The organism is Nitratifractor salsuginis DSM 16511 (assembly GCF_000186245.1).
Taxonomy (GTDB): Bacteria; Campylobacterota; Campylobacteria; order Campylobacterales; family Sulfurovaceae; genus Nitratifractor; species Nitratifractor salsuginis.
This window is the reverse complement of sequence record NC_014935.1, coordinates 758711-782076: the sequence shown is the minus strand read 5'-3', so window position 1 is coordinate 782076 and position 23366 is coordinate 758711. Positions and strand designations below refer to the sequence as shown.

Below are 23366 nucleotides of genomic sequence, written 5' to 3'. Positions count from 1 at the left end.
TCTGTGACTATCGCTTCATCAAAGCCAAATGAAAAGCCCCAACCCCCAACAAAAAACCCGCCAGAAACAGCGGCCAGAGAAAGGGTTCGGGCATTCCAGTCACAGCAATATTGCGTCCCGAGAGCAGGAACGAGGCAACGATCATCAACCCCGCCACTGTTTCCGTCACTACAAAACCTTTGCTGAAATGGGGATAGCGCCTGCGGGCATTGAGCGTCAGAACGGCACTTCCCACACCGATCAATCCGAGCGAAACCAGCACCGGCGCCCAAACCGGCCCGACCCAGGGTAAGGGGATGAGAAAAAGCAGATCCCAGGTCCTTGGACTCTCGGGCCAGCCCAGGATGAGCCGAAGAAAAATGTAATAGAAGATATCCCAGACTCCGAAGAGCACTGCAAAAGCCGCAAAACGGCTCTGGAAACGATCATAGGCCAGCATCACCGTCACCGCCATTAGTACCAAAGTCGCCACCTCCCGGCCGATCTCGGTCCACATAATCGTTCCCGTGATGAGTTTGAGGGGAAAAGTGAAGCCCTCGGGATAGTAGAGCGCCCGTATACTGACCCCCAGCCCGACTGCACAATGTATAATGCAAGGAATACAGGAGTGACAGTATGGAAAAAGGGGCTAATGAGATCAAACGTTTTACCGCCAAGAAAAAGGCACAAATTGTGATGGATATCTTCCAGGGAAAGACCAGCATCGCCGAGGTTTCCCGTAAGTATGATTTGACCCCCGCTACCGTAGAAGAGTGGATGGATGAGGCCCGTCGGGGAATGGAGAATCAATTGCGGGCACGGCCTAAAGATATCGCCGCTCAGTACGAAGAGGAGATCAAAGAGATGAAAGCTGTCATCGGTGAGCTGACCCTGGAGAATATCGCCCTAAAAAAGTACGACGCTCTGTTCGGAGAGAAGAAGTGATGCGGGTTCGGAGCGAAATGAGAGAGGAAGGGCATCCCATCAGCATCACGAAACTCTGCGGTCTGTTTGGAATCCCTCGTAGGAGCTTTTATTACAAACCGATCGAGAGAACTCCAAGAGTAGATGAAGAGCGTGTGCGAAAGGTTCAAGAGAAGATCGAGGAGTTCCCTACCTACGGCTATCGGCGTCTGGCTCTACTGCTGGGGATGAACAAGAAAGCGGTTCAGCGGATTCTACAGCTCAAAGGCTGGCAGGTGAGAAAACGAGCAAAAGGCCACAGGCCAAGGGCCCAAATGATGCCCTCACGCTCACAATATCCCAATCAAAGATGGGCCATCGATATGACCAGAGTTTGGAGTGCCCAGGAAGGATGGGGAACCCTAGCCTGTGTCATCGATACCTGTACCCGGGAGATCGTAGGGTGGAGACTCTCAAAAAGCGGCAAGACGAAAACAGCGGAAGCGGCTTTGCAGGAGGGATTGATCTATCGATTTGGCCAACTTAAGCGGCTGAGAAAGCCTATAGCCCTTCGAAGTGACAACGGGCTTGTCCTCAGTAGTAAGTCCTTCACCAAAACGGTCAAAGACTACAATTTTATTCAGGAGTTCATCACTCCCTACACTCCGGAACAGAACGGTATGATCGAACGATTCTTCCGAACGATCAAAGAAGAGTGCATCTGGCACCACAATTTCAAATCGCTTAAGGAGGCCAATCGGATCATCGGAGACTGGATCGACTTTTACAACCAAAAGCGCAAACATTCGGCGCTGCGATACAAAACACCGGCAGAGGTATTTCGTTTAGCGGCTTAGGTGTGCAGAAAGGGAGGGGTCATTATACCCGCAGGTAAACCACCACAGCCGCTTCCATATAGCCGAAAAATCCCCCAGATGATGAGCAGAAATAGTTTTTTATTCATAGACATAATTGATTTTAGCGAGAAGATTCCGAAGCCGTCAATATAGTTGATAAAAGAAAGTTGGGTGGCGGAGAGAGGGGGATTCGAACCCCTCGGATAGCTAGCAGTGGAATAGCTCTAACCCCCGTAGTATAGGACTTTATTATTGTTTATTGTATCAAAAAAATATGAATATCAGTAGATAATGAACGTTAGTTACTGACAAATCAACTGACAGTTGCTGAATAACCGTATATGTATTCAAATTAAAATATCAATTTCTTGGTTCAATGAGATCAAATGCATACATTGACTCTCTTAGAATATATTGCTTATATTTTGCCTCATTATAAATTTTTTTAGCTAACCCATTAAGAACTTCAAAATAAATCGATTTTTCAGATAAATAATTAAGAAAATCTATTTCATTGAAATCTGTTCTATTTTTATACATATATATTTTTTTTTCTAATTTTTTTGACTCACCTGGAACTCTAGTATATTCTTTTAAAACACCATCATCTAGCAGCTTATCCAGGCTATATATATCGCGGAATGAAATTCCTTTATAATTCAAACCTGAAATATTTCGATTTGACATGATTACTACTTTATGGACAACATATTCCTCAATATTGTCAATTTCTATTTTTAAATGCTTTTTCAAAAAACCTTTTCTATCCATATTAAAATAGTTTTCTGATTGCTCAACTTGTTCTGTAGATTTTAAAAAATTTTTATAGTTTGTTGATGCTGTTGAAGCAGAGATCGGATGTAAATTATTTTTACATTCAATAAAATATATATTCTTATCTCCAATAATACAAATATCAATTTCGCCTTCCTTATTATCATTGTCTTTATATTTAATACTTGAATGAATATTATCAAAGTGCTTCGACAATACCTTTAAAACAACATTTTCGAATTTTTTCCCTTGATCATCCAATGCAATATCAAAATTTTTAATATACGCACGGGCAAGATCAACCATAGAAAAAGTATTAAAGAGTATAAAGCTAAACTCCTTTGCTTTAACTATAGGCATAAATTGTAAGTCTATTCTTCCAGATACTTTTTCTATATTTGTAGAAAACTTACTCAAAAATGCTTGCACATCTTTTTGTGTTATTTCAGAATTTATATCATGTAATATTGTATAGAAAAAATCACCTTTATACGAATTACTCATCAGGTGTACCTTAGAGTTAATTTTCATTCTTTCACTTGTAGATTTCTCATCAATGATTTTATTCATATATGTCACTAAATATTGTAAAACAATTGAGAAAAACACAAGATCAATCCATTTTAAATTTCCCTTTTTGGTGCACTTGTCATTAATATTCATACCTATATTATCAAGGTATTTACTCATTATTTGATTATACCTCATATCATGCTCATCAGTCAGAATTCTATGCAATTTAGCTAATCCTTGTGGATTTATCCTAAATATAATTGCTTCTTTCACAGATCTATGGTATTTTATCTCATAATCAATTATTTTCGTTAATTTAAATAAATGCTCATTAAAAGACTCTGACATATTTTCAAACTTTATTTCTTTTTCATCATATACATTAAAACCAATTGTAATATTCTCCAATGTATTTCTCAAATATCCCATTTGATAATAATGTTGAAAGTTTTTTATTGGATGCTCCACAGAAATGACATTATTAACAATAGATAATGTATATCCTTGCTTTGTAATATATATATCCATTTCACGAATTATACTTCTAGCTTTTAATAGCTCCAACAACTGATTTAATATTTCATTATTTTTCTTAACAAACTTTATATAATCTATATTCTCTATTTTTAATAGATTTAATTTTTTATTAAAATGATTTAACTTTAAATATAAAACATATGAAAGTTCTTCCGAAATATCTTCTTTATAAAATAAATTTGCCTGATTTTTTTCATATTCTTGATTAAATAATTCATTTTCAAACATTACTAGAATAAATTTGATCAATCCATTTGTATCCAATCTGTATACTAATTTTTGTATATCCAATTCTATTTCGTTTTTTAAATTGATGATAAAGTTCATATCATTTTCTTTTTTTTCTTCCATTATAAAATCTCCTTATTATTTTTACATCAGTTTATCTACATAAACTCAACTTTCTCACATAGATTTCAGAGATAAATCCATCAGAGAAAGCCCATAAAAAGACACTTTGTAACCACACACATTGCGAAAAGGACCAATTTTTGGAGCTTGAGAAGTATATCGAATCTGCGTTAAGAGGCGTACTAACAAACCTGATTCTTCCCTGCTGTGTGAGATAGGTATCTCTTCAGTGCTCAGACAGGCAAACTTCACCAAGCGTTCTGTCGGCTTTGCTCCCTATTGGGTGCTGTTGCATTTTGTCTATATGCTTCTTTAGCATAAACGCCAATCCTCTTTCATCAAATAAAGCCTGGGAATGCCTTTGGAAAGGATATCTACTACCGTTTTCTTAAGAAGCACCGTTTTAACTGGCGCAAACTGTTATTGCTGAGTGCCGTGATGCTCATTGCAAAGATAGATCCCTTACATCGTAGAGGGGAGCAGCGTCTACTGATCATCGACGATACGGTTGAACCCAAACGCGGTAAACAGATCGAGGGAGGCTGCCGGTATCTTTGGAGCAATAAGGAGCATCGTCTCATTAGCAGCCTCAATAATGTTTCGCTCAATTATGCCGACAGCCATTCCACTTTCCAGTTAGACTTCGCCTTGCGACTCAATACAAGCCGTCACAAGAAACTGGCCGATTTTTCACAAAGTCTCCACCACCGCAGCAATGCATTCAAACGATGCAAAGAGGGGCTCAGGGATAAAAATCTTCTTGCGCTCGAAATACTGGAACATGCTTTGTATGCCGGGATTGTGGCAGATTATCTACTTATTGACAGTTGGTATGCCAAACCCGATTTCATTCATCAGGCCAATGCAATGAGTTTACCTGTCATTGCCCGGATTGCCAACACTAACCGCCTCTGGCATTTCAAGAGTAAATACAAATCGCTTCAGGCTCTTTACATCATCATAAAAACAACCACCGTAAACATTACGGTACCCATAGAAAGATTTACTACCGTGATCGCCGAACATCAGTTACTTGGCAGAGTCAAACTCCTTTTCCTGCATACGGGCAAAGAGCTTATCATCTTCATCAGTGCCGATCATCGCTTTCAGGCAAAGCGATGATCGAGACCTACAAAAAACGGTGGAATATCGAACAGGGGTACAAAGACCTCAGGGAACATTTCGGTCTGGGCAAGGAGGAAAAACCGACTTTATGAAGCGCTCATTGCCCGGATAAGACTCTCCATATTCACCTATTCACCTACAATCTGGTCACCACCATCAATCGACTTCAGCACGAACCCCAAACACTGGGAGAACTCTTCAGGAATCTACAAATGCGAATTTGAGGTATTGGCCATCTCCATGCAGCGCTTTCTTGAGATTCTGACAAAACTCATACAAATCGATACCTGTGTCAAGGAGAATACCGATCTGATCCAGATCATCGCCCTCTTGAGAGCTTTCATGCAAAAAGAGCTTAGGTTTATGTGCGACGGTGTCTGTTTCGAACTTTACCTGTCTATTTCTCGTCCGCTTCATAGGTCAATATCTCCGACGCGCCTTTTGAAAACAGACTGCCCCTATTATTGTTTGCGCAGCCGGATGGAAACCGCAGGGACTCAAGCATACCGAGATCTACTATGCCGAATCACTATCTCTTCCTGATGCTATAGAAAAAAGCCCCAACCCCCAACAAAAAACCCGCCAGAAACAGCGGCCAGAGAAAGGGTTCGGGCATTCCAGTCACAGCAATATTGCGTCCCGAGAGCAGGAACGAGGCAACGATCATCAACCCCGCCACTGTTTCCGTCACTACAAAACCTTTGCTGAAATGGGGATAGCGCCTGCGGGCATTGAGCGTCAGAACGGCACTTCCCACACCGATCAATCCGAGCGAAACCAGCACCGGCGCCCAAACCGGCCCGACCCAGGGTAAGGGGATGAGAAAAAGCAGATCCCAGGTCTTTGGACTCTCGGGCCAGCCCAGGATGAGCCAAAGAAAGAGATAGTAGAAGATATCCCAGACTCCAAAGAGCACCGCAAAAGCCGCGAAACGGCTCTGGAAACGATCATAGGCCAACATCACCGTCACCGCCATCAGCACCAAAGTCGCCGCCTCCCGGCCGATCTCGGTCCACATAATAGTTCCGCTGATGAGTTTGAGGGGAAAAGTGAAGCCCTCGGGATAGTAGAGCGCCCGCAGGTAAACCACCACAGCCGCTTCCATATAGCCGAAGGCGATCCCCCAGATCATGAGTAGAAATAGTTTTTTATTCATAGACATAGCTGATTTTAGCGAGAAGATTTCGAAGCCGTCAATATAGTTGATACAAAGTTGGGTGGCGGAGAGAGGGGGATTCGAACCCCCGGTCCGGGAAGCCCGGACAACGGCTTTCGAAGCCGCCGCATTCGACCACTCTGCCATCTCTCCGAAGAAAAACGATGACATTATAGCCTAAGACTCCTCCGGACCGGCTTTTTAAGAAAAACGCCCCTCAAAAGACAGACTAACAAAATGATCTAAATCGAAGCATCCCCATTTTATCGTTCATCTCGCATTGTTTTTCCATACTGTAAAGTATTACTTGACGCTTTATGCTATTTATTCTAAAATGGTGTCGTATCCGGGTAAAACCCGGGAATAAAAAGGAGAGGCTATGGAATTCACCCTTTTGCTGCTGATACTTCTTGCTCTGTGGATCCTGACACTTCAGTCCAGAGTGAAGAGGCTCGAAGAGAAAATGAAGGAGCTCTCATACGAAGAGCCGCAGGATGAAAGCTGCACCCGGACGGCGGAGCCTGCTGTAGCCGCCCCCGTTGCCGTCAGGGATGTGACCATTGAAACGTCGCATCTTCCACCCGATACGAGCGATACCGACTTCCGATCCTTGGAAGCCCCGGCAGAACGGATCGAAAAAGCAGCGGGGGAGAGGCCGGCCGCTTCCCCCCAAGCCTCCGGCCTTTTCCACGAAATATCGCGACGGCTCTTCGGCGGGAACATCCTGGTGCGCCTGGGCGGGGTGGTCCTCTTTTTCGGGCTGGCCTTTCTGGCCAAATATGCCGCGGCCCACACCCATCTGAGCCCGGAGATGAAGGTAGCCGGCCTCATCGCCGTCGGCCTGGGGATCGGTGCTCTGGGCTGGAGGCTGCGCCGCCGCCCGGGTGCCTACGGTATGATCCTCCAGGGGGTGGGAGCCGCCACCGTCTATCTGAGCCTCTTTGCCGCCCAGAAGTTTTACGGGATTCTGACCCCGGCCGAGACCTTCGCCGCGATGCTGATCGCCGTTGCGGCTACGGTTTGGCTGGCCCTGCGGCAGGATGCACAACCCCTGGCGCTTTTTGCGGAAGCGGGGGGATTTCTGGTGCCGATCCTGACTGATACGCGCCACGGCGATGTGACACTCTTTTTCGGATACTACGCCCTCCTCGATCTCGGGATCGGGCTGCTCGCCCTGCGGCGCGCCTGGCCCCTGCTCAATCTGGCGGGCTTTCTCTTCACCTACCTCATCGCCACCCTCTGGGGCGTCCTGAACTATCGGCCTGAATCCTTCGCGGTCATCGAACCCTTCTGGATCTATTTCTACCTGCTCTACCTGGCGCTGCCGATCCTCGAAGCCCGCACGGGCCACAGGCTGCACAGGAGACTCCCCTTCAACGCCGCGGTGGTCTTCGGCCTTCCTCTGCTGGCCCTGCCCCAACAACTGCGCCTGGTGCAAAATATAGAACACGGCGATCTCGCCACCTCGGTGATACTGGGCATCCTCTATCTGCTCCTGGCGCTTTGGCTGCATCGCCGCGCCTACGGTCGAAAACTCTCCCGGGCCTACGGGGCTTTGGGACTGATTTTTCTGACCCTGGCGGTCCCTCTCTATTTCGGGGAAGAGAGCACGGCGGCCATCTGGGCCCTGGAAGGGGCGGTCCTGCTCTACCGTGCCGGGACGAAAACTCCGCTCAGGCTCTGGGAGTTCGCGGGGCACGCTCTGCTTCTGGCGGCCCTCGTACTCCTTTGCCTCCACGGCTGCACAAGCCCCACCCACGCCCTTGCCGGCCGTCTGGCGATCGTCGCCTCCTACCTCGCGGCGGCCTGGGCTCTTGATCGTCCCGCTGCCGTCGTCTCCTTCTTTAGAGGCTCCGCCGCATTCTATTTCGCCCTGGCTGTGCTGGTCTGGATTCTCTCACTCTACACCCCGCTGCGGGATCTGGGTGTCCTCCCCCGCCACATCCTGCCCCTGAGCCTGCTTCTGGGCTCCCTCGTCCTCGAACTGCTCCATTTTCGCCTCCGGTGGCCGCGTCTCCTCCGGGCCCAGGCCCTCTACGGCCCGCTTGCGCTACTCGGCTTCTTCTGGGACCTGATCGAGGGTCAGAGACTCTTTCATCCCTTCGCCCAATACGGCTGGCTCCTCTATCTCGCCCTGCTCGCCTGGGGTTATCGACTGCTCTGGCGCTATCAGGATCACTGGGAGAGCGCCCGGTGGCTCCACCTGCTCTGGTTTGAGAGTACCCTGGGGCTAGTGACCCTCGAGGCGGGATACTGGGGGGAGAGGCTGATCCCGGCCCCCGAAGGGAAATGGCTGGCGATGACCCTGGCGCTTATGGCGGGATTCGCCGCCGCCTTCCTTGTGCCCCTCCCCCGCCGTTTCGCCCCGTTCCAAACAGACTATCGCCTCGAGGGGGCCGCGATCCCGGCGCTCTTCGTCGCGGAGCTGATGCTCTATCTGGGGATGTTCCGCGGATTTTGGGGGCCGCAGATCCCGCTGCTGAATCCCCTGGACCTCACCCAACTCGCCGCGGCCCTGCTTCTGGGCCTCTGGATTCGCCGGATTTCACCCCAGCTCTCCCCGCGAACACAGCCGGCGCTGCAAACCCTCTACGGCTTGGTCCTACTTCCCCTGCCCGCTATGCTCTGGTCCCGGGCCGCCTCACGGCTGTTCGATATTCCGTGGACCCTTTTCGATCTTGGGCTGAGCCCCATCTTCCAAAGCGGGGTGAGCCTGATCTATACGCTGATCGCCTTTGCCCTGGTCCTTGCGGCCAAGAAGCGTCACAACCGTCTGCTCTGGTTCGTCGGCTTCGGATTACTGGTCGCCGTCGTACTCAAGCTCTTCCTCATCGACCTATCCAGCACCGGAACCCTGGCGCGTATCGTCTCCTTCATCGGGGTGGGCACGGTACTGCTCCTTCTGGGCTACCGGGTCCCCCTCCCACCCTCCCACAGCGACGACGAGCAAATACGAGAACCTGAAGCTCCCGATAGTTTGCACTCCGAAGAAGAGAGAGGGGGCCGGAAATGACCACCGTCGATATCCATATGCATCTGCTCAACCCCCAGGTGCGGTTCAACCGCTTTTACGACCGTCTGGCGATCCGCTTCTTCGCCGGGAAGCTGGGGGCCGATGCCGACAGACTCCTGGCCGATCCCTATGCCGCCTACTGCGATACGGTAGTGAATCGGCTTCGGGAATCGCGCTACCTGGAGCGTGCCGTCATCTTCGGCGTGGATGCGCGGGTGGACGAAGCGGGCCGGGAGCTGCACCGGGACCCCACCGTTTGCGCCGGCAACGAAGCGGTCGATACCCTCTACCGCCGCGCCCCCGAGCTTATCATTCCCTTTATGTCGGTCAATCCCCTGCGCCCCGATGCCCTCACCCGGGTGGAGCATTGGGCCGCCAGGGGGTTCCGGGGGGTGAAATTTTTGCAAAACTACTGGAACGTCGATCTGCGCCAAAAGCGTTTCGCCCCCTTTTTCCGCAAACTGCGCGAACTGGATCTCCCCCTCATCATCCATATCGGCAGCGAGAGCAGCGTGCATTCCTACAAAGAGTGCGAAAGCCTGGAGATGCTGGAACAGCCCCTGAGCTGCGGAGTCACCGTCATCGCCGCCCATATGGGCCTGGAGTACTCCCCCCGGCATCCGATCCGTGCCCTCTCCCGGGATCCCAGGCACTTCGGCGCCCACTACCGACGGCTCCTGGAGATGCTCGAAGAGCACGACACCCTCTACGCCGACCTCTCCGCCATCCTCACCCCCGTCCGCGCCCGGGCCCTGCCCCACCTGGCCAGGCAGACCCGAATCCACCGCAAGCTCCTCTTCGGCACCGATTTTCCCGTTCCCTACACCACGCTTCTCAATACCCACGACCTCCCCTGGCGGCGGCGCCTGGAGCTCTCCCGCATCGCCAACCCCTTCGACCGATACGTCGAAACGCTGCTGGAGTATTTCCCCGAGGACCACCCCCTCTGGAGCAACTACAAAAAGGTCTTGAATTTGTGAGAATAATCCCTTCCCAAAGCTTCTTTTTTGGAGTATCATTGGGGGAAGTAATATAATGTATGAAAGGGTCTTATGACCAACGACTATCCCCGTTTTCCGAACGATTGCAAATCACTGCTCTGCAAATACCTCACCCCCGAACTCTTCGAAACGCTCAAAGACAAAAAGACCCGCTACGGTTTTACCCTGCGGCAGGCGATCAACTCCGGCGTCATCAACCCCGACAGCAGCATCGGCGTCTATGCAGGCGACGAGGAGTCCTACGAACTCTTCGCCCCCCTCTTCGACCCGATCATCGAAGAGTACCACGGCTTTACAAAGGGGCAAAAGCACCTCAGCGACATGAACCCCGAGCATCTCAAAGCCCCCAATCCCGACCCGGAGGGGAACTACATCCTCTCCACCCGCATCCGCGTAGGCCGCAATCTCCACTGTTTTCCCCTGGGGCCCAACATCGCGCGGAGGGAGCGCCTGATCGCCGAGTGTATGATCTCCGACGCCCTCAAAGCCCTCGAGGGGGACCTGGCGGGCGAATACTATCCCCTGCTGGGGATGAGCAAAGAGGTGCAGCAGCAACTCATCGAAGACCACTTCCTCTTCAAAGAGGGGGATCGCTTCCTCGAAGCCGCCGGCCTCAACCGCGACTGGCCCGAAGGCAGAGGCATCTACCACAACCGGGACAAGACCTTCCTCGTCTGGGTCAACGAAGAGGATCAGCTGCGCATCATCTCCATGCAGCCCGGCGGGGACATCGAAGCGGTCTTCGCCCGCCTCTCCCGCGCCGTGGCAGCCCTCGAAAAGCAGCTCACCTTCGCTTTTGACGAGCACCTGGGCTACATCACCAGTTGCCCCACCAACCTCGGCACGGCAATGCGTGCCAGTGTCCATATCCGGCTGCCCAAACTCGCCCGGGATATGGAGCGCTTCAAGGCGATCACCGACCGGCATCATCTGCAGATCCGCGGCATCCACGGTGAACACAGCGAGAGCGAAGGGGGCATCTACGATATCAGCAACCGCCGCCGCCTGGGCATCACCGAAGTGGAGGCGGTGCAGGAGATGCACGACGGGGTCGTCGAACTGATCGAAGCCGAGGCTTCCCTCTAAGCTCAACCCACCGCGAAAGGAGTTCATCATGCCTTTGGACGCTATGGCCCACTCCCACAAAAAGTTCAAAGAGGAGTACGGCAAAAAGTACATCCAGCTCTTCAAGGACCTCGCCGAGAAGGGCCAGGCCCCCAAGACTCTCTTCATCAGCTGCAGCGACTCCCGTGTCGTCCCCAACCTCATCACCTATACCAAGCCGGGCGATCTCTTCGTCACCCGCAATATCGGCAACTTCATTCCACCCTACGATCCCGAGCGGGACAACTGCGCGACGGCGGCGGTGATCGAATATGCCCTCGTGCACCTCAATGTCGAAACCATCATCGTCTGCGGCCACACCCACTGCGGCGCCTGCGAAGCCCTCTATCACGAGATCCCCGACAGTGACGAAGAGCTCAACCTCCGGCGCTGGATGCGCTACGGCGAAGAGGCCAAGGAGCAGGCCCTGGCCCTCATCGGTGACGGCGACAAGGATGACCTGCTCCGTGCCACGGAAAAGTTCAACGTCATCGACCAGCTCACCCACCTGCTTAGCTATCCTGCCGTCAAAAAGCGGGTCCACAACCACGAACTCCACGTGATGGGATGGTACTACCACGTCCACTCCGGCAACCTGGAGTATTTCAACCCCCTCGAGTACCGTTTCGTCCCTGTCGAAGATTTGAAAAAACCGGCGAGAAAGTCCAAAAAGAAAAAAGAGAAATCGACCGAGTAGACTCCCTCAACGCAGCCAGGGCCCCAGCAGCGAAGCCAGCCCCGTGAGAAAGAGGAAAAAGAGAATGAGCCGGCGCAGGCGCTCCCGGTCCAGGCGGTTGCCCAGCCGGATCCCCGCCAGAGATCCGGCGATCACCAGCGGCGTCATCAAGAGTCCATAGAGGAAAAAATCCGCCACTTCATCCCCCAGCTTCCAATAGAGCAGGCCCAACTGCACCGGCGCCGCCATCAGGAAAAGGGCCGCCATAAAAGCCCGGGTGTTTAGGACACTCAAATCACGGGCCATCAGCCAGAGAACCACCGGGGGGCTGCCCATAGCGATCATCCCCAGCATAATGCCGCTGAGCCCGAAGGCCAAAAGATCCCAGGCCGGATGGAGCCTGGGCCTCGGAGTGATATGGATCCAATGCTGGGCTGCCAGAATCAGCAGCAGTATCGCCCCCACGAACTGCTTGACCGTTCCCGGGTCATAGCTGTTGATGAGATAAAGCAGAGAGATCCCCACCGGCAGGGTCACGAAACGGATCAGTGAAGCGGGGAGCACCTCCCGCCAGGGGACGTCAGCCCGGAGCTTCCAGGTAGCGATGGAGACTTGCACCAGGATCGGCACGGAGGTGAGCGCCACCGCCTGGGCCAGGCTCAGGCCACTCCAGATCAGCAGCGGCACCGCCAGCAGGTTGAAAGCGAAGCCGATGACCGACTGGACGGCGCTGGAGAGAAGTAGGATCGAGGCCGCCAGAAGCAGAGTCTCTATCGGCGGCATCCCCGATCCTTAGCGGAAATAGAGTCCGCAGCTGCGGGCGATCTCCCGATAGTGGGCCAGATCCTCCGGCGTCTCGGTGAGCACCGGCAGGGAGAGGTCATAGCTGTAGGCGATCATCAGGGGGCGCTTCTCGAAAAAGAGCGCTCCACCCACCAACTCCCGCAGAAAATACTTGACGGCGAACTCCAGGATCTCCAGATCCTCGATCCGAAAGAGGACGTTTCCTTCACGTATCTCGAACTGCCGGGAGTAGATCATCTCATCGATCCGGTCCATCAGCTTGATCTTGTAGAGGTAGTTCTGCATATCCCCCAGCTTGAACTCCTGGGTATGCCAGTAGCACACACCGCCGTTCTCCCGAAAGACCCGGCGGGCGAACTCCAGGTAGTTCCGCTCCGCCGAGAGGCGGAAATATTCGCAATCGAGCAGCTTGATCCTCGGGTCGTTCTCGGGCAAAAGTCCCGGAAAGACATCCAGGATCGCGTGTTCGAAAAAATCCCGCAGCTCATCCAAAGATTCGGCGGCGTTGGGGAGGATCTTGCCCAGGGAGCCGAACTTTTCGGTGATCCTGGGATCCTGGGCCTTCATCAGAGGGATGACACATTCATAGCGCATATCGTCTCCCGAGCATTCCCGCCGCAGCGGGAAAAGTTGTGGCGCAATTGTAGCTCATTTCCCCCGCTTCTTCCAATCCGGATACCTGTCGTTATTCTCCGGCAACCGTTAAGCCGATCGTCTAATAGTAAAGGAGCTATCGGGTGAAAGCTCCGGCTTGTTTAGCCGAAGATCCCTTTGGAAGCGACGATGGTGGCGAAAACCAAAATCACCATCGCCCCGAAACGCCGGATATAGGACTGATTGCCGATCATAATCGAAACGATCGTTCCCGAGAGGGTCGAGAGAATCAGCAGGCCGTAGAGGATGAAAAGCAATGCCGTCTCCTGCTGGGGCAACTGCATGATCTCCCCCCGATGCAGCAAAAAGGTCCGCACCCCGATCCAGAGGATCCAGAGATAGAGCAGCACCGAAAAGAAAAAAGCCCAAAAGAGAAACTGCATCTTGCCGCTGCGACGAACCATCACGATCCTTTCCGATAGAGTGAGTCATTTTACTCCAGGCTGGATAAAAGTCGCAAGTCACAGGCACGGGCCTACGGCCCCCTCAAGTCGCAAGAGGAATGGGCATTGGAATTATTGTAAAAAATATCATTCTCCATTCTCCATTATTCGGTTGCTCGGTTACTCGGTTGCTCATTGCTCATTATCGCAGTGCTATAATTGCTTTCAAAAAAGAGTCTCCCATGCCTGCACCCAGACGACGCAAAAGCCGAATGAAAACCTACAGCGCTCCCATCATTGCCGGGGAGTTCAAGGGCAAGCCGGTCGAGATCCCCTCCGTGGCCACCACCCGCAGTTCCAAATCGATCCTGCGTGAATCCCTCTTTAATACCCTACAGTTCGATCTGGTGGGCAAGCCCTTCGTCGAAGTCTTCGCCGGCAGCGGTTCCGTAGCTCTGGAGGCGGTCAGCCGTGGGGCTTCCCGGGCCTGGTGCATCGAGAAAAACCGGGATGTCTACGAAATCCTGCGCTCTAACGTCGAGCGCATCGCTCCCGGACGCATCGAGACGATCTGGGGCGACAGCTTCGAGGAGTTCGAGCGGATCTATCGGCAACTCGAAGCGACGGGAGAGAAGGCCTACTTCTACTTCGACCCCCCCTTCAGCATCCGGGAGGGGATGGAGGATATCTACGACAAGACCATCGCCCTGCTGGAGCGGATCCGTCCCGAATCCTGCGAACGGGCCATCGTGGAGCATATGACCACCGTGGACCTCCCCGAGCGCATCGGGGATCTCCAGCTAAGCAAAAAGCGCCGCTTCGGCAAAAGCACCCTGAGCTACTACACCCCGGCGGAGCCCGATGAAGCCTAAGCCCCCCTACCTGAGCCTGGGTATCCTGGCGGCGCTGGTGCTACTGAGCCTCGTCGGGCCGCTGCTCTACGGCCAGGACCCCTACACCTTCCACAAAGGGCTGATCCTCCACCCCCCGAGCCCGGAGCACCTGATGGGCACCGACCGCCTGGGCCGGGATCTGCTGGCCCGCATTATGCAGGGCGGCCGCGTCTCTTTGCTCATCGGCGTGGGCTCCGCCGTCATCGCTTCCCTCATCGGGCTCATAATGGGGGTCAGCGCGGGCTATTTCCGGGGCTGGTGGGACAAGGGCTTCGTCGTCATCGTCGATCTCTTTTTGACCTTCCCCACCTTTTTCCTGCTCCTGACCCTTGTCAGCTACATCCCCGCCTCTTCGCTGATCCTCATCATAGTTATCTCCATCACCGGCTGGATGGGCACCGCCCGGCTGATCCGCAGCGAGAGCTACCGCATCGCTTCCCAACCCTTCATCAAAGTCCTCCGCCTCGCCCGGGTCCCCACCCGCGTCGTCATCTTCAAATACTTCCTGCCTCTGCTGGCTCCGATCTTCTTCGTCAGCTTCACCTTCGGCGTCAGCGGCGCCATCCTGGCCGAAAGCGGGCTGAGCTACCTGGGCCTGGGCATCACCCCGCCCGAGATGAGCTGGGGAAGCATCCTCAGCGACGGCAAGGCGATGATGGAAATCGCCTGGTGGGTCAGCTTCTTCCCGGGACTGATGATCTTTCTGGTGACCTTCAGCCTCATCCAGATCTCCGACTGGCTCCAGGAGCGGGCCAATCGGCGGGAGATGGCGCAGAGTTAGGCTCTCTTCTCGATTTGAGATCACCTTGAGTGGAATACGGTTCTCCTGATATCACGGATATTATGCTATTATTTGCTATGATCGTTTCATTCAAAGATCAGGTGACTGAGGATATTTTCGACGGACGGAGAAGCAAGGCTGCGCGCAAACGACTCCCCGAACACCTTTGGCGAATTGCCCAACGCAAACTCGATCAGTTGGATGCTGTGCTCTCGATCGAGGAGTTGCGTATTCCGCCCGGCAATCGTCTGGAGAAATTGGGCGGGGATCGGCAAGGCACCTACAGTATCCGCATCAACGATCAGTTCAGGATATGTTTTTATTGGGAAGAGGCCGGTCCCACCAATGTAGAAATCATCGACTACCACTAGGAGAAAGGCATGAGACTACCGACACACCGAGCGCCCACTCATCCCGGCGAAATGCTGCTCTACGAGTTTTTGGAACCGATGGGGATTTCCCAAAAAGAGTTGGCCAAAGCGATCCACGTACCCTATCAGCGCATCAACGAGCTTGTCAACGGCAAAAGAGGCATCACACCCTCTACTGCCTTGAGGCTTTCAAAATATTTCAGCAATTCCCCGGACTTTTGGCTCAATCTCCAAATGCGCTGGGATCTCTACCGTGCCCGCAAGCAGGAAGAGAAGATCCTCGATAAGATCGTAGAACGGATCGCGTAGTTCATTCGATCTCCCATTGACATAAAAACACTCACTCTTTCCCGATCAACCGATAACTCTCCTCAGCGATCACCCCCTCCTCGTCGGTGGGGATGACCCAGAGGGCTACCCGGCTCTGCGTATCGTGAATGGCATGGGCTTCATCGCCGGTGCGTTCATTGGCTTCAGGGTCCAGGCGAATTCCCAGGATCTCCAGCCGTTCGCAGAGGGCCCGGCGGACCGGGGCGCTGTGCTCGCCGATCCCTCCGGTGAATACCAGGGCATCCAGACGCCCCAGGAGCGCAGCGTAGGCCCCCACATATTTGACGAGGCGATGGACGAAGATTTCGAAGGCCAGTTTCGCCCGCTCATCCCCCTGCTCCATCCGCGCCTGGATTTCGCGCATATCGTTGACCCCGGCGATCCCCAGCAGGCCGCTCTCGTGGTTGAGCTGCCGGTCGATCTCCTCGGGAGAAAGTTTGCCATATTTATTCATATAGAGATGGATCCCCGGGTCGATATCCCCACTGCGGGTCCCCATCACCAGCCCTTCCAGCGGGGTCAAGCCCATAGAGGTTTCGATACTTCTGCCCCCCTGGACGGCACAGGCACTCGCCCCGTTACCCAGATGCAGCGTAATGGCGTTGATATTTTTTAATGGCATCTCCATTAGCCGGGCCAGCTGACGGGAGACGTAGTAATGGGACGTGCCGTGAAAACCATAACGGCGAACGTGATACTCCCTGTACCAGGATTCGGGCACGGCGTAGCAATAGGCCTCGGGAGCCATACTCTGATGAAAGGCGGTATCGAAGACCGCCACCTGGGGCAGCTCCGGAGCCAGGCGGCTGACCGCTTCGATCCCCCGAAGGTTGGCCGGGTTGTGCAGGGGCGCCAGGGGGATGAGGCGGCGAATGGTTTCGCGCACCTTTTCGTCGATGAGGACAGGCTCGGTGAAGGCTTCACCTCCGTGGACCACCCGGTGCCCCACCCCGCCCAGGGCGTGAAAACTCTCCAGGATGCCCAGCTTCGGTAGCGTCTCGGCCAGGATCCCCAATGCCCGGTCATGATCGGGAATCGGGATCTCCTGATCGGAGTGATGGCCATCGTAATTAATATGAACCGCCGACCCCTCTTCCCCGATCCGTTCGATCAATCCCTGAGCCAGAACCCGCTTACCGGACATCTCATAGAGTTTGAACTTCAGAGAGGAGCTGCCGGAGTTGAGGACGAGGATCTTCACGCTTCCTCCTCCTGGGCCTGGATGGCGGTGATGGCCACCGTGTCGATGATATCATCGATGGTGCAGCCGCGGCTCAGGTCATTGACCGGTTTGCGCAGCCCCTGCATCACCGGCCCTACCGCCACCGCCCCGCTGGAGCGCTGCACCGCTTTGTAGGCGATGTTGCCGGTATCGAGATCGGGAAAGATGAAAATCGTGGCGTGCCCGGCTACGGGATTGTCGGGCATCTTGATCTTCGCCACCTCCGGATCGATGGCGGCGTCGTACTGGATCGGTCCGGCTACGGGGAGATCGGGGCGCCTTTTTTGCAGCAGCTCCGTAGCACGCCGCACCTTCTCCACATCGGGACCCACCCCAGAGTCGCCCGTGGAGTAGGAGAGCATCGCCACCCTCGGCTCGATGCCGAAGCGCTCCGCCGTCTCCACCGTCTCCAGGGCAATCACCGCCAGCTCGTCGGCAGTAGGTTCGGGATTGACCGCGCAGTCAGCATAGACCAGCACCCGGGTCGGCAGGCACATAAAAAAGCAGCTCGACGCTAGGGGGTAGCCCTCTTTGGTCTTGATCACCTGCAGAGCGGGAGAGATGGTATCCCGGGTCGAGTGGATCGCCCCACTCACCAAGCCGTCGGCCCGGCCGTCGTAGAGGGCCATCGTGGCAAAAAGGGTCTTGTTGGCGCTCACCCGGTCCCTCGCCATCTCCCGGGTCACTCCCTTGTGCTTACGTTCCGCGTAGTAGAGATCGGCAAAGCGCTCGATAAGCTTTTCATCGGCAGGGTCGACCCTCTCGGCAGCAGTGAGGTCCAGCCCCAACAGACGTTCCCGGCGTCGGATCTCCTCTTCGGATCCCACCAGCACCGGGATGACCACCTTGCGCCGCAAAAGGCTCTCCGCCGCTTTGAGGATCCGATCATCCTCGATCTCGGGTAGCAGAATCCTCTTGAGCTCTCTTTTGGCCTGCTCGAAGATACGCACCCGGAACATCGCCGGCGTGACGATGGGCTCCCTCGGTTCGCTCAGGCGTTGCTGAAGCTCCTCGGTATCGATATGGCTCTCGAAGAGTTCCAGGGCGGTATCGATCCTGCGTCGGTCCCCCGGCCGGATGCCGGGTTTGATCTCGAAAAAGCTCGGGGCAAGCTCGTATTCATATTTATTAGTATAAAGTACAGGGATCGGAACATCGTCCAAGCCTTCCAAAAGACGGAAAAGGGCCTCGTCGGGCCGCGGACCGCAGAGGAGGATCCCCGCCGGCATCGGAGTGGCGACACTCTGGGCCGAAAGGAGCAGGCCCGTAAGCAGATCGGCCCGATCGGAAGCGGTGACGAGAAATTCGTAGGGTTTGAACTCTTTGAGCAGACTCTGCAGATGCAGCGTCCCCACCCGGATACTCTGCAGATAGTTCAGGCGCTGCCTCGGTTCCCCCGCTACCCACTCCAGGGGCAGATGCTCCATCAGATCTTCGATGCTGAGCCACTCCAGGGCTTCGACCCGGGGCAGGCACGCAGTCGGGAAATCAAAAAGCCCCTCCTGCCGGATCAACCCCATCGCCTCCTGCACCTCTTCGCAGCAGCGATTGGCACAGAGCAGGAAGATCTCGGCCCCCTGCCGACGGATGGCGGCGCTCCAAAGCCCAAAAGACTCTTCGAGAGCTTCGGGCCCCTCCCCGGCCATCGAGAAGACCCCCGCCACGGGGGCCGAGAGGTTCTTGGCCAGCTCGATGTTGAGATCCATCCCCAGCTCCCGGTTGAGCCCCTCGACGCGGCTTCCCAGGCAGAAGATGAAATCCGCCTCCGCGTTCAGAGCCTCGTAGTGCTCCAGGATCCGCTCCATCAGTACCGAAAGCCCTTCTTCCGCCACGATCCGCTCCGCCTCTTCGATGCCGATCCCCCTACTCGACTTCGGGCTCTGGCTGAGGCCGAACTCCCGCCGGAGTGTCTCCAGGTCCCGGTCCCGCTCCTCGAAGACCAGGGGACGGAACAGGGCGATCCTCCCGTAACGCCGGCGCAGGAGGCTCATCAGCCCCAGGGCCAGGACCATACTCCCCGCCCCCGGCTCCCGGGAAGTGACATAGAGGCTTTCGATCCGCTTGTTTGGGGTCATTTTGGCTCCTTCTTTTGTTGATAGAGTATCTCCCCGATGACATCTGTAAAATCACTGATTTTGAATTATTTCCACTTCGATTTCATACCTAACCCCCACTAAAATCTTCTCTTGTCATCACAGACTTTCCCCATACAGCATATTCATTATCAGCTTGATAATGATCTCTTTGTGCCCCGGATCGCTCTGGGCCACCAATAGCGTCAACGATACCAAGGTATTGTCATTGATGACGGCCTCCCCTTTGGCATCGTGGAGCATGTCGTTTTTGTGTAAGAACAGCACGAACAGATAGGCTCCGATGCGTTTGTTCCCGTCGTTGAAAGGATGCCCCTTGACCACATAGTAGAGCAGATTCGCCGCTTTGGCTTCGAGAGAGGGCAAGAGATCCTCCCCTCCGAAGGATTGGTAGATATTGAGCAGATTGCCTTTGAACTCTCCCGCCTTTTCATTGCCAAAAAGCTCTGTTGCCTCTCCTTTTGCCATTAATGTAGCTTTGAGCTGAGCAATCGCTCTTTTCGCTTCATCATAGTCGAGAATAAATCGCCCCTCTTTGTGGCCCTTTATTTCTGTAAGTGACTGCTCATCATAGCCTTGCAGCAGCGCCCAGCTTTTGGCATAGTGGCTGATGATCTCCACAAACCCTCTGGCTTCATTGGCACTGAGCTCCCGATTCTCGACGGCAAGACGGATCATCCTGAGTGTCTCGTTAAGCTCTTGCAATTTTTGCGCTTGAAGCCTCTTTTGGTCGATGGCGTAGCCTTTGAGGAGATACTCTTTGAGCACTTTGGTGGCCCATCGACGGAATTTTATAGCTTTCGCAGAGTTTGTTCTATACCCCACGGCCAGTACGATGTCCAAACTATAGAACTTTACAGGTTTGTCACTATTTGCAATGTGCATTTTTTGCACATTGCTTTTTTCATCCACCTCTTTGTCTCTCAAAATATTATTTATATGTCGGGTAATAACTGTCCTGTCTTTAGCGAAGATCATAGCAATGTCGCTCTGCCTCAGCCAGATGGACTCGTTCTCTAGCGTCGTCCTGATCGCGACATCGCCATCCTCGTAAATGACTATCTCACTCATACTTCGTACCCGAGCCCCGCCAGATTCTTCCTGATCTCTTCTTCGAGCCGGTGTAACTCTGCTCTGTTCTTTCAGTGTCGCCGTCAAATGACAACAGCAATTTATTAGCCGAACTCCACAGTTTTTTCTCACGATTTTTTAAAAATTCTTGTTCTATCAATCTTTCCCTCTCTGCTGCGGAGTCTTGGGCTATTATACTCAAGAATAGGTTTCGACTCTGAAACGCTCAGTGTGATACAATAGAACAAGATAATCTGAAGGAGTCTTTATGAGTACCAGCACCATTCTCCTGCTGCTGATCGTCGGAGCGGTCCTCTATGCCGTCTACCTCTACAACCGCCTGGTAAGCCTGCGTCAGACCGCCGACGCCGCCTGGTCCGACATCGACGTACAGCTCAAGCGCCGCTACAACCTCATCCCCGCCCTCGTGGAAACCGTCAAGGGGTACAAGAACTACGAAGCCGATACCCTGGAAAAAGTGGTCAAAGCACGGCAACTGGGGATGAACGCCGGCAGCGTCAAAGAGCACGAGCAGGCCGACACGATGCTTACCCAGGCCCTGGGCAAGCTCTTTGCCCTGGCCGAAGCCTATCCCGACCTCAAGGCCAATGAAAACTTCCTCAATCTCCAGCAGCAGCTCAGCGAAATCGAAGACGCCATCCAAAACGCCCGTCGCTACTACAACGCCGTGGTCCGCGACTACAACACCCGCATCGAATCCTTCCCCGACAACCTCATCGCCCAGAAATACCACTTCACCCCCAAAGAGTTTTTCGAGCTGGAAGAGTCGGAGAAAGCGGCGGTCAAGAAGATGCCCGAGATCAAATTCGACTGAACCGATGATTCAACGACTCCTTTTTGTCCTTGGGTTCCTGCTGGCCCTGGATACCTCCCTCGCGGCAGAAAAGATCGCTGATTATCAGACTCGACTGGAAATCCACCCCGACGGGACCCTCCAGCTCCACGAAGAGATCCTCTACGATTTCGAGAACAGTTGGCGTCACGGGATCTTCCGGGATATCCCCGTCACCGTCAAAGTCTCTGAGTATGCCCATCCCGTGGACCTGGGGATCCAAGCGACCGGGGTCCGGATGGACGGAGCCTCCGTGCCTTGGCACAAGGAGAGCCTCTACTCCTCCCAGGCCGGCAAGATGCTCCGCCTCAAAATCGGCGATCCGGATCGGCTCATCAGCGGCACCCACCGCTACACCATCGACTACCGCGTCAGCAAGGGGGTGCTCCCCACCTCCGACGGTTCGGGGGATGCCGTGCGCTGGAACCTCGTGGGGACCGGCTGGAAAGTCCCCATCGAGCGTTTCCGCGCCGAAGTCATTCTCCCTCCGGTTCTGAGCCGCCAAAACGTCACCCTCCACAGCTGGCGGGGGCGTTACGGCTCCACCACCCCCACAGAGCCGCCCCGATGGATCGACGATCACCGCTTCATACTCACGGCACATAATCTCGGCCCCCACGAAGGGGTGACGGTAGAGGTGGCTTTCCCCGAAGGGCTCCTGGGGCAGCGGGGGACCGAGAATGTCCAAACATCGCTCTGGGACCGTCTCGCCGATGCCCTTCCCTTGCCTCTGCTGCTGCTTTATCTCCTCTTCCTCCGCCAATTTGCCAAAAAGAGCGGTGTGGGCAGCGGCGAAGGGAGCATCGCCCCCCAATATTACCCGCCCAAAGATCTCAGCCTCCTCCAGTCGGGGCTCATCTACGACAAATTCAGCGACCACCGGGATATCTCCGCCGCCATCGTGGAACTGGCGGAGAAAGGATACCTCGTCATCCACAAGGACGGACGAGACCCCGCCTATGTCCAACGCACCGACAAGCCCCTGGATGAGAGCCTGACGGAAGATCAGCGCTACCTGCTCACCCGGATCCTCTTCGTCGGCGCCGACACCTTCACCTTCGATCCCGATATGAGAGAGCGTCGGGAACTTTTCATCCAAAAGCTCAGTGATCTCGACCGGATCCTCTACGACTGGTCGGTCCGGGAAGGCTACTTCACCGAAAAGCCCACCAAAGCCCGCTCAAAATTCCTGTTGAAATCGATCCTCCTGGCCCTCCCCATCGCGGGCCTGCTGGCTTATCGTGCTGTGGAGGCGGGGCATCCGGAACAGCTCATCCTCTCCCTCTTTGCTGTCGTCTTTATCGGGGTCGGCCTGGGGATGCTCTATCGCGCCTGGGAGCTCCGCAGCATCAGCCAGGGGATCTTCGGCCTGGTCTGGACCGCCTTCAGCTCTTTTGCCCTGCTGGGTGATCTTTTGCAGACCGGGGATCTGCGTTCCCTTCTCTTCGGCCCCTTCGGTTATCTGTTGGTCATCGCTCTGAGCCTCTGGTATTACTACCGCCGTATCGGTCCTTTCACCCCCAAAGGTGCCGAGATGCACCGCTACCTCCTGGGGCTCAAAGAGTTCATATCGCGAGTCGAGAAGGACCGCATCCGCCGTTTTCTCAAACAAGACCCCCTCTACCTCGACAAGACCCTCCCCTACGCTATGCTCTTCGGAATGACCAACGCCTGGAAAGAGCTCTATACCGAGCTGCTTCCCCAGGCACCGGTCTGGTATGTGGGGGATTTCGATACGATCGACGATTTCTACGACAGCGCCGCGGAGCTCGCTTCCCCTCCCCCCAGCGAGACCGGCGGCTTCTCCGGCGGGGGCGGCTTCTCCGGCGGCGGAGGCGGAGGCGGGGGCGGCGGCTCCTGGTAAAGCGACCTGGATTGCACTGCTTGGCGATTCAAACTGATACAATGGAGAAAAAGTTTTC

22 protein-coding genes and 1 tRNA gene are annotated in these 23366 nt (G+C 54.1%); 13 read left to right on the top strand and 10 right to left on the bottom strand.

Annotated elements, in window-relative coordinates:
• Window positions 1-7 precede the first annotated feature (7 nt).
• Window positions 8-496, bottom strand: a complete 489-nt coding sequence (locus NITSA_RS03950; RefSeq protein ID WP_174254512.1) for a hypothetical protein — start codon at window positions 494-496, stop codon at window positions 8-10.
• Between the two features lie 119 nt (window positions 497-615).
• Here NITSA_RS03950 and NITSA_RS03945 point away from each other — a divergent pair, with 119 nt between their 5' ends.
• Together NITSA_RS03945 and NITSA_RS03940 are read left to right on the top strand one after the other, a co-directional pair.
• Window positions 616-924 (top strand): transposase, encoded by a 309-nt coding sequence (locus NITSA_RS03945; RefSeq protein WP_013553734.1) that lies wholly within the window; start codon window positions 616-618, stop codon window positions 922-924.
• The gene (locus NITSA_RS03940; protein WP_013553733.1) at window positions 924-1739 is read left to right on the top strand and encodes an IS3 family transposase; all 816 of its coding nucleotides are present in this window, start codon (window positions 924-926) and stop codon (window positions 1737-1739) included. The genes NITSA_RS03945 and NITSA_RS03940 overlap by 1 nt, the downstream gene beginning before the upstream one ends.
• 360 nt (window positions 1740-2099) lie before the next feature.
• Here the strand turns inward: NITSA_RS03940 and NITSA_RS03935 are convergent, their stop codons facing one another.
• On the bottom strand, window positions 2100-3914 hold the full coding sequence (locus tag NITSA_RS03935; RefSeq protein ID WP_013553732.1) for a nuclease-related domain-containing protein: 1815 nt from the start codon (window positions 3912-3914) through the stop codon (window positions 2100-2102).
• 327 nt (window positions 3915-4241) lie between these two features.
• On the opposite strand from NITSA_RS03935, the gene NITSA_RS03930 reads away from it, so the two are divergent.
• Window positions 4242-5036 (top strand): transposase, encoded by a 795-nt coding sequence (locus NITSA_RS03930; RefSeq protein ID WP_083799791.1) that lies wholly within the window; start codon window positions 4242-4244, stop codon window positions 5034-5036.
• A 532-nt stretch (window positions 5037-5568) separates the two neighbouring features.
• Here NITSA_RS03930 and NITSA_RS03920 read toward each other — a convergent pair.
• Both NITSA_RS03920 and NITSA_RS03915 read right to left on the bottom strand, forming a co-directional pair.
• The gene (locus NITSA_RS03920) at window positions 5569-6195 is read right to left on the bottom strand and encodes a hypothetical protein (RefSeq protein ID WP_148224934.1); all 627 of its coding nucleotides are present in this window, start codon (window positions 6193-6195) and stop codon (window positions 5569-5571) included.
• Window positions 6196-6257: 62 nt separating this feature from the next.
• Window positions 6258-6348 (bottom strand) — tRNA-Ser (locus tag NITSA_RS03915).
• A 226-nt stretch (window positions 6349-6574) separates the two neighbouring features.
• Here NITSA_RS03915 and NITSA_RS03910 point away from each other — a divergent pair.
• The 4 genes from NITSA_RS03910 (at window position 6575) to NITSA_RS03895 (ending at window position 12010) form a co-directional block, all read left to right on the top strand.
• A complete protein-coding gene (locus NITSA_RS03910; RefSeq protein ID WP_013553730.1) occupies window positions 6575-9208 on the top strand; it encodes a DUF2339 domain-containing protein in 2634 nt (877 codons plus the stop codon).
• A complete protein-coding gene (locus NITSA_RS03905; RefSeq protein WP_013553729.1) occupies window positions 9205-10188 on the top strand; it encodes an amidohydrolase family protein in 984 nt (327 codons plus the stop codon). Before NITSA_RS03910 ends, NITSA_RS03905 begins: the two co-directional genes overlap by 4 nt.
• A 72-nt stretch (window positions 10189-10260) precedes the next feature.
• On the top strand, window positions 10261-11295 hold the full coding sequence (locus tag NITSA_RS03900; RefSeq protein ID WP_013553728.1) for a phosphagen kinase: 1035 nt from the start codon (window positions 10261-10263) through the stop codon (window positions 11293-11295).
• A gap of 28 nt (window positions 11296-11323) precedes the next feature.
• Window positions 11324-12010 (top strand): carbonic anhydrase, encoded by a 687-nt coding sequence (locus NITSA_RS03895; protein ID WP_013553727.1) that lies wholly within the window; start codon window positions 11324-11326, stop codon window positions 12008-12010.
• A gap of 6 nt (window positions 12011-12016) precedes the next feature.
• Here the strand turns inward: NITSA_RS03895 and NITSA_RS03890 are convergent, their stop codons facing one another.
• The 3 genes from NITSA_RS03890 to NITSA_RS03880 all read right to left on the bottom strand — a co-directional run bounded on the left by NITSA_RS03890 (window position 12017) and on the right by NITSA_RS03880 (window position 13851).
• The gene (locus NITSA_RS03890) at window positions 12017-12772 is read right to left on the bottom strand and encodes a TSUP family transporter (protein ID WP_013553726.1); all 756 of its coding nucleotides are present in this window, start codon (window positions 12770-12772) and stop codon (window positions 12017-12019) included.
• A 9-nt stretch (window positions 12773-12781) separates the two neighbouring features.
• Window positions 12782-13387, bottom strand: coding sequence for a hypothetical protein (locus NITSA_RS03885; protein WP_013553725.1), 606 nt, complete (start codon window positions 13385-13387; stop codon window positions 12782-12784).
• A gap of 161 nt (window positions 13388-13548) precedes the next feature.
• A complete protein-coding gene (locus NITSA_RS03880) occupies window positions 13549-13851 on the bottom strand; it encodes a hypothetical protein (RefSeq protein WP_013553724.1) in 303 nt (100 codons plus the stop codon).
• A 221-nt stretch (window positions 13852-14072) separates the two neighbouring features.
• Here NITSA_RS03880 and rsmD point away from each other — a divergent pair, with 221 nt between their 5' ends.
• From rsmD to NITSA_RS03860, 4 genes are all read left to right on the top strand, one after another.
• Window positions 14073-14702, top strand: a complete 630-nt coding sequence (rsmD, locus tag NITSA_RS03875; protein ID WP_013553723.1) for a 16S rRNA (guanine(966)-N(2))-methyltransferase RsmD — start codon at window positions 14073-14075, stop codon at window positions 14700-14702.
• Window positions 14692-15504: an ABC transporter permease gene (locus NITSA_RS03870; RefSeq protein ID WP_013553722.1), complete on the top strand. Its 813-nt coding sequence runs from the start codon at window positions 14692-14694 to the stop codon at window positions 15502-15504. Before rsmD ends, NITSA_RS03870 begins: the two co-directional genes overlap by 11 nt.
• Before the next feature lie 77 nt (window positions 15505-15581).
• Window positions 15582-15875 carry a type II toxin-antitoxin system RelE/ParE family toxin gene (locus NITSA_RS03865; protein ID WP_013553721.1) on the top strand — a complete coding sequence of 98 codons (294 nt, stop codon included), beginning with the start codon at window positions 15582-15584 and terminating at the stop codon, window positions 15873-15875.
• A gap of 9 nt (window positions 15876-15884) precedes the next feature.
• On the top strand, window positions 15885-16184 hold the full coding sequence (locus tag NITSA_RS03860; RefSeq protein WP_013553720.1) for a HigA family addiction module antitoxin: 300 nt from the start codon (window positions 15885-15887) through the stop codon (window positions 16182-16184).
• A gap of 31 nt (window positions 16185-16215) precedes the next feature.
• Here NITSA_RS03860 and NITSA_RS03855 read toward each other — a convergent pair whose 3' ends face one another.
• From NITSA_RS03855 to rhuM, 3 genes are all read right to left on the bottom strand, one after another.
• Entirely contained in the window at window positions 16216-17406 is a 1191-nt protein-coding gene (locus NITSA_RS03855) for an acetate/propionate family kinase (protein ID WP_013553719.1), read from the bottom strand.
• Window positions 17403-19502: a phosphate acetyltransferase gene (gene pta / locus NITSA_RS03850; RefSeq protein WP_013553718.1), complete on the bottom strand. Its 2100-nt coding sequence runs from the start codon at window positions 19500-19502 to the stop codon at window positions 17403-17405. The genes NITSA_RS03855 and pta overlap by 4 nt, the downstream gene beginning before the upstream one ends.
• 117 nt (window positions 19503-19619) lie before the next feature.
• Window positions 19620-20591: a RhuM family protein gene (rhuM, locus tag NITSA_RS03845; protein WP_013553717.1), complete on the bottom strand. Its 972-nt coding sequence runs from the start codon at window positions 20589-20591 to the stop codon at window positions 19620-19622.
• Between the two features lie 268 nt (window positions 20592-20859).
• Here rhuM and NITSA_RS03840 point away from each other — a divergent pair, with 268 nt between their 5' ends.
• Window positions 20860-21426: a LemA family protein gene (locus NITSA_RS03840; RefSeq protein ID WP_013553716.1), complete on the top strand. Its 567-nt coding sequence runs from the start codon at window positions 20860-20862 to the stop codon at window positions 21424-21426.
• 4 nt (window positions 21427-21430) lie between these two features.
• Window positions 21431-23308 (top strand): DUF2207 domain-containing protein, encoded by a 1878-nt coding sequence (locus NITSA_RS03835; protein ID WP_013553715.1) that lies wholly within the window; start codon window positions 21431-21433, stop codon window positions 23306-23308.
• Window positions 23309-23366 lie beyond the last annotated feature (58 nt).

Excerpts from the sequence above, each read along its gene's own strand:
- NITSA_RS03905 (WP_013553729.1), top strand. The coding sequence starts at position 9,205 with ATGACCACCGTCGATATCCATATGCATCTGCTCAACCCCCAGGTGCGG.
- NITSA_RS03940 (WP_013553733.1), top strand. The coding sequence starts at position 924 with ATGCGGGTTCGGAGCGAAATGAGAGAGGAAGGGCATCCCATCAGCATC.
- rhuM (WP_013553717.1), bottom strand. The coding sequence starts at position 20,591 with ATGAGTGAGATAGTCATTTACGAGGATGGCGATGTCGCGATCAGGACG.
- NITSA_RS03880 (WP_013553724.1), bottom strand. The coding sequence starts at position 13,851 with ATGGTTCGTCGCAGCGGCAAGATGCAGTTTCTCTTTTGGGCTTTTTTC.
- NITSA_RS03945 (WP_013553734.1), top strand. The coding sequence starts at position 616 with ATGGAAAAAGGGGCTAATGAGATCAAACGTTTTACCGCCAAGAAAAAG.
- NITSA_RS03835 (WP_013553715.1), top strand. The coding sequence starts at position 21,431 with ATGATTCAACGACTCCTTTTTGTCCTTGGGTTCCTGCTGGCCCTGGAT.
- NITSA_RS03870 (WP_013553722.1), top strand. The coding sequence starts at position 14,692 with ATGAAGCCTAAGCCCCCCTACCTGAGCCTGGGTATCCTGGCGGCGCTG.
- rsmD (WP_013553723.1), top strand. The coding sequence starts at position 14,073 with ATGCCTGCACCCAGACGACGCAAAAGCCGAATGAAAACCTACAGCGCT.
- NITSA_RS03860 (WP_013553720.1), top strand. The coding sequence starts at position 15,885 with ATGAGACTACCGACACACCGAGCGCCCACTCATCCCGGCGAAATGCTG.
- NITSA_RS03840 (WP_013553716.1), top strand. The coding sequence starts at position 20,860 with ATGAGTACCAGCACCATTCTCCTGCTGCTGATCGTCGGAGCGGTCCTC.
- NITSA_RS03885 (WP_013553725.1), bottom strand. The coding sequence starts at position 13,387 with ATGCGCTATGAATGTGTCATCCCTCTGATGAAGGCCCAGGATCCCAGG.
- NITSA_RS03890 (WP_013553726.1), bottom strand. The coding sequence starts at position 12,772 with ATGCCGCCGATAGAGACTCTGCTTCTGGCGGCCTCGATCCTACTTCTC.
- NITSA_RS03865 (WP_013553721.1), top strand. The coding sequence starts at position 15,582 with ATGATCGTTTCATTCAAAGATCAGGTGACTGAGGATATTTTCGACGGA.
- NITSA_RS03920 (WP_148224934.1), bottom strand. The coding sequence starts at position 6,195 with ATGAATAAAAAACTATTTCTACTCATGATCTGGGGGATCGCCTTCGGC.
- NITSA_RS03900 (WP_013553728.1), top strand. The coding sequence starts at position 10,261 with ATGACCAACGACTATCCCCGTTTTCCGAACGATTGCAAATCACTGCTC.
- NITSA_RS03950 (WP_174254512.1), bottom strand. The coding sequence starts at position 496 with ATGTGGACCGAGATCGGCCGGGAGGTGGCGACTTTGGTACTAATGGCG.
- NITSA_RS03895 (WP_013553727.1), top strand. The coding sequence starts at position 11,324 with ATGCCTTTGGACGCTATGGCCCACTCCCACAAAAAGTTCAAAGAGGAG.
- NITSA_RS03935 (WP_013553732.1), bottom strand. The coding sequence starts at position 3,914 with ATGGAAGAAAAAAAAGAAAATGATATGAACTTTATCATCAATTTAAAA.
- pta (WP_013553718.1), bottom strand. The coding sequence starts at position 19,502 with ATGACCCCAAACAAGCGGATCGAAAGCCTCTATGTCACTTCCCGGGAG.
- NITSA_RS03910 (WP_013553730.1), top strand. The coding sequence starts at position 6,575 with ATGGAATTCACCCTTTTGCTGCTGATACTTCTTGCTCTGTGGATCCTG.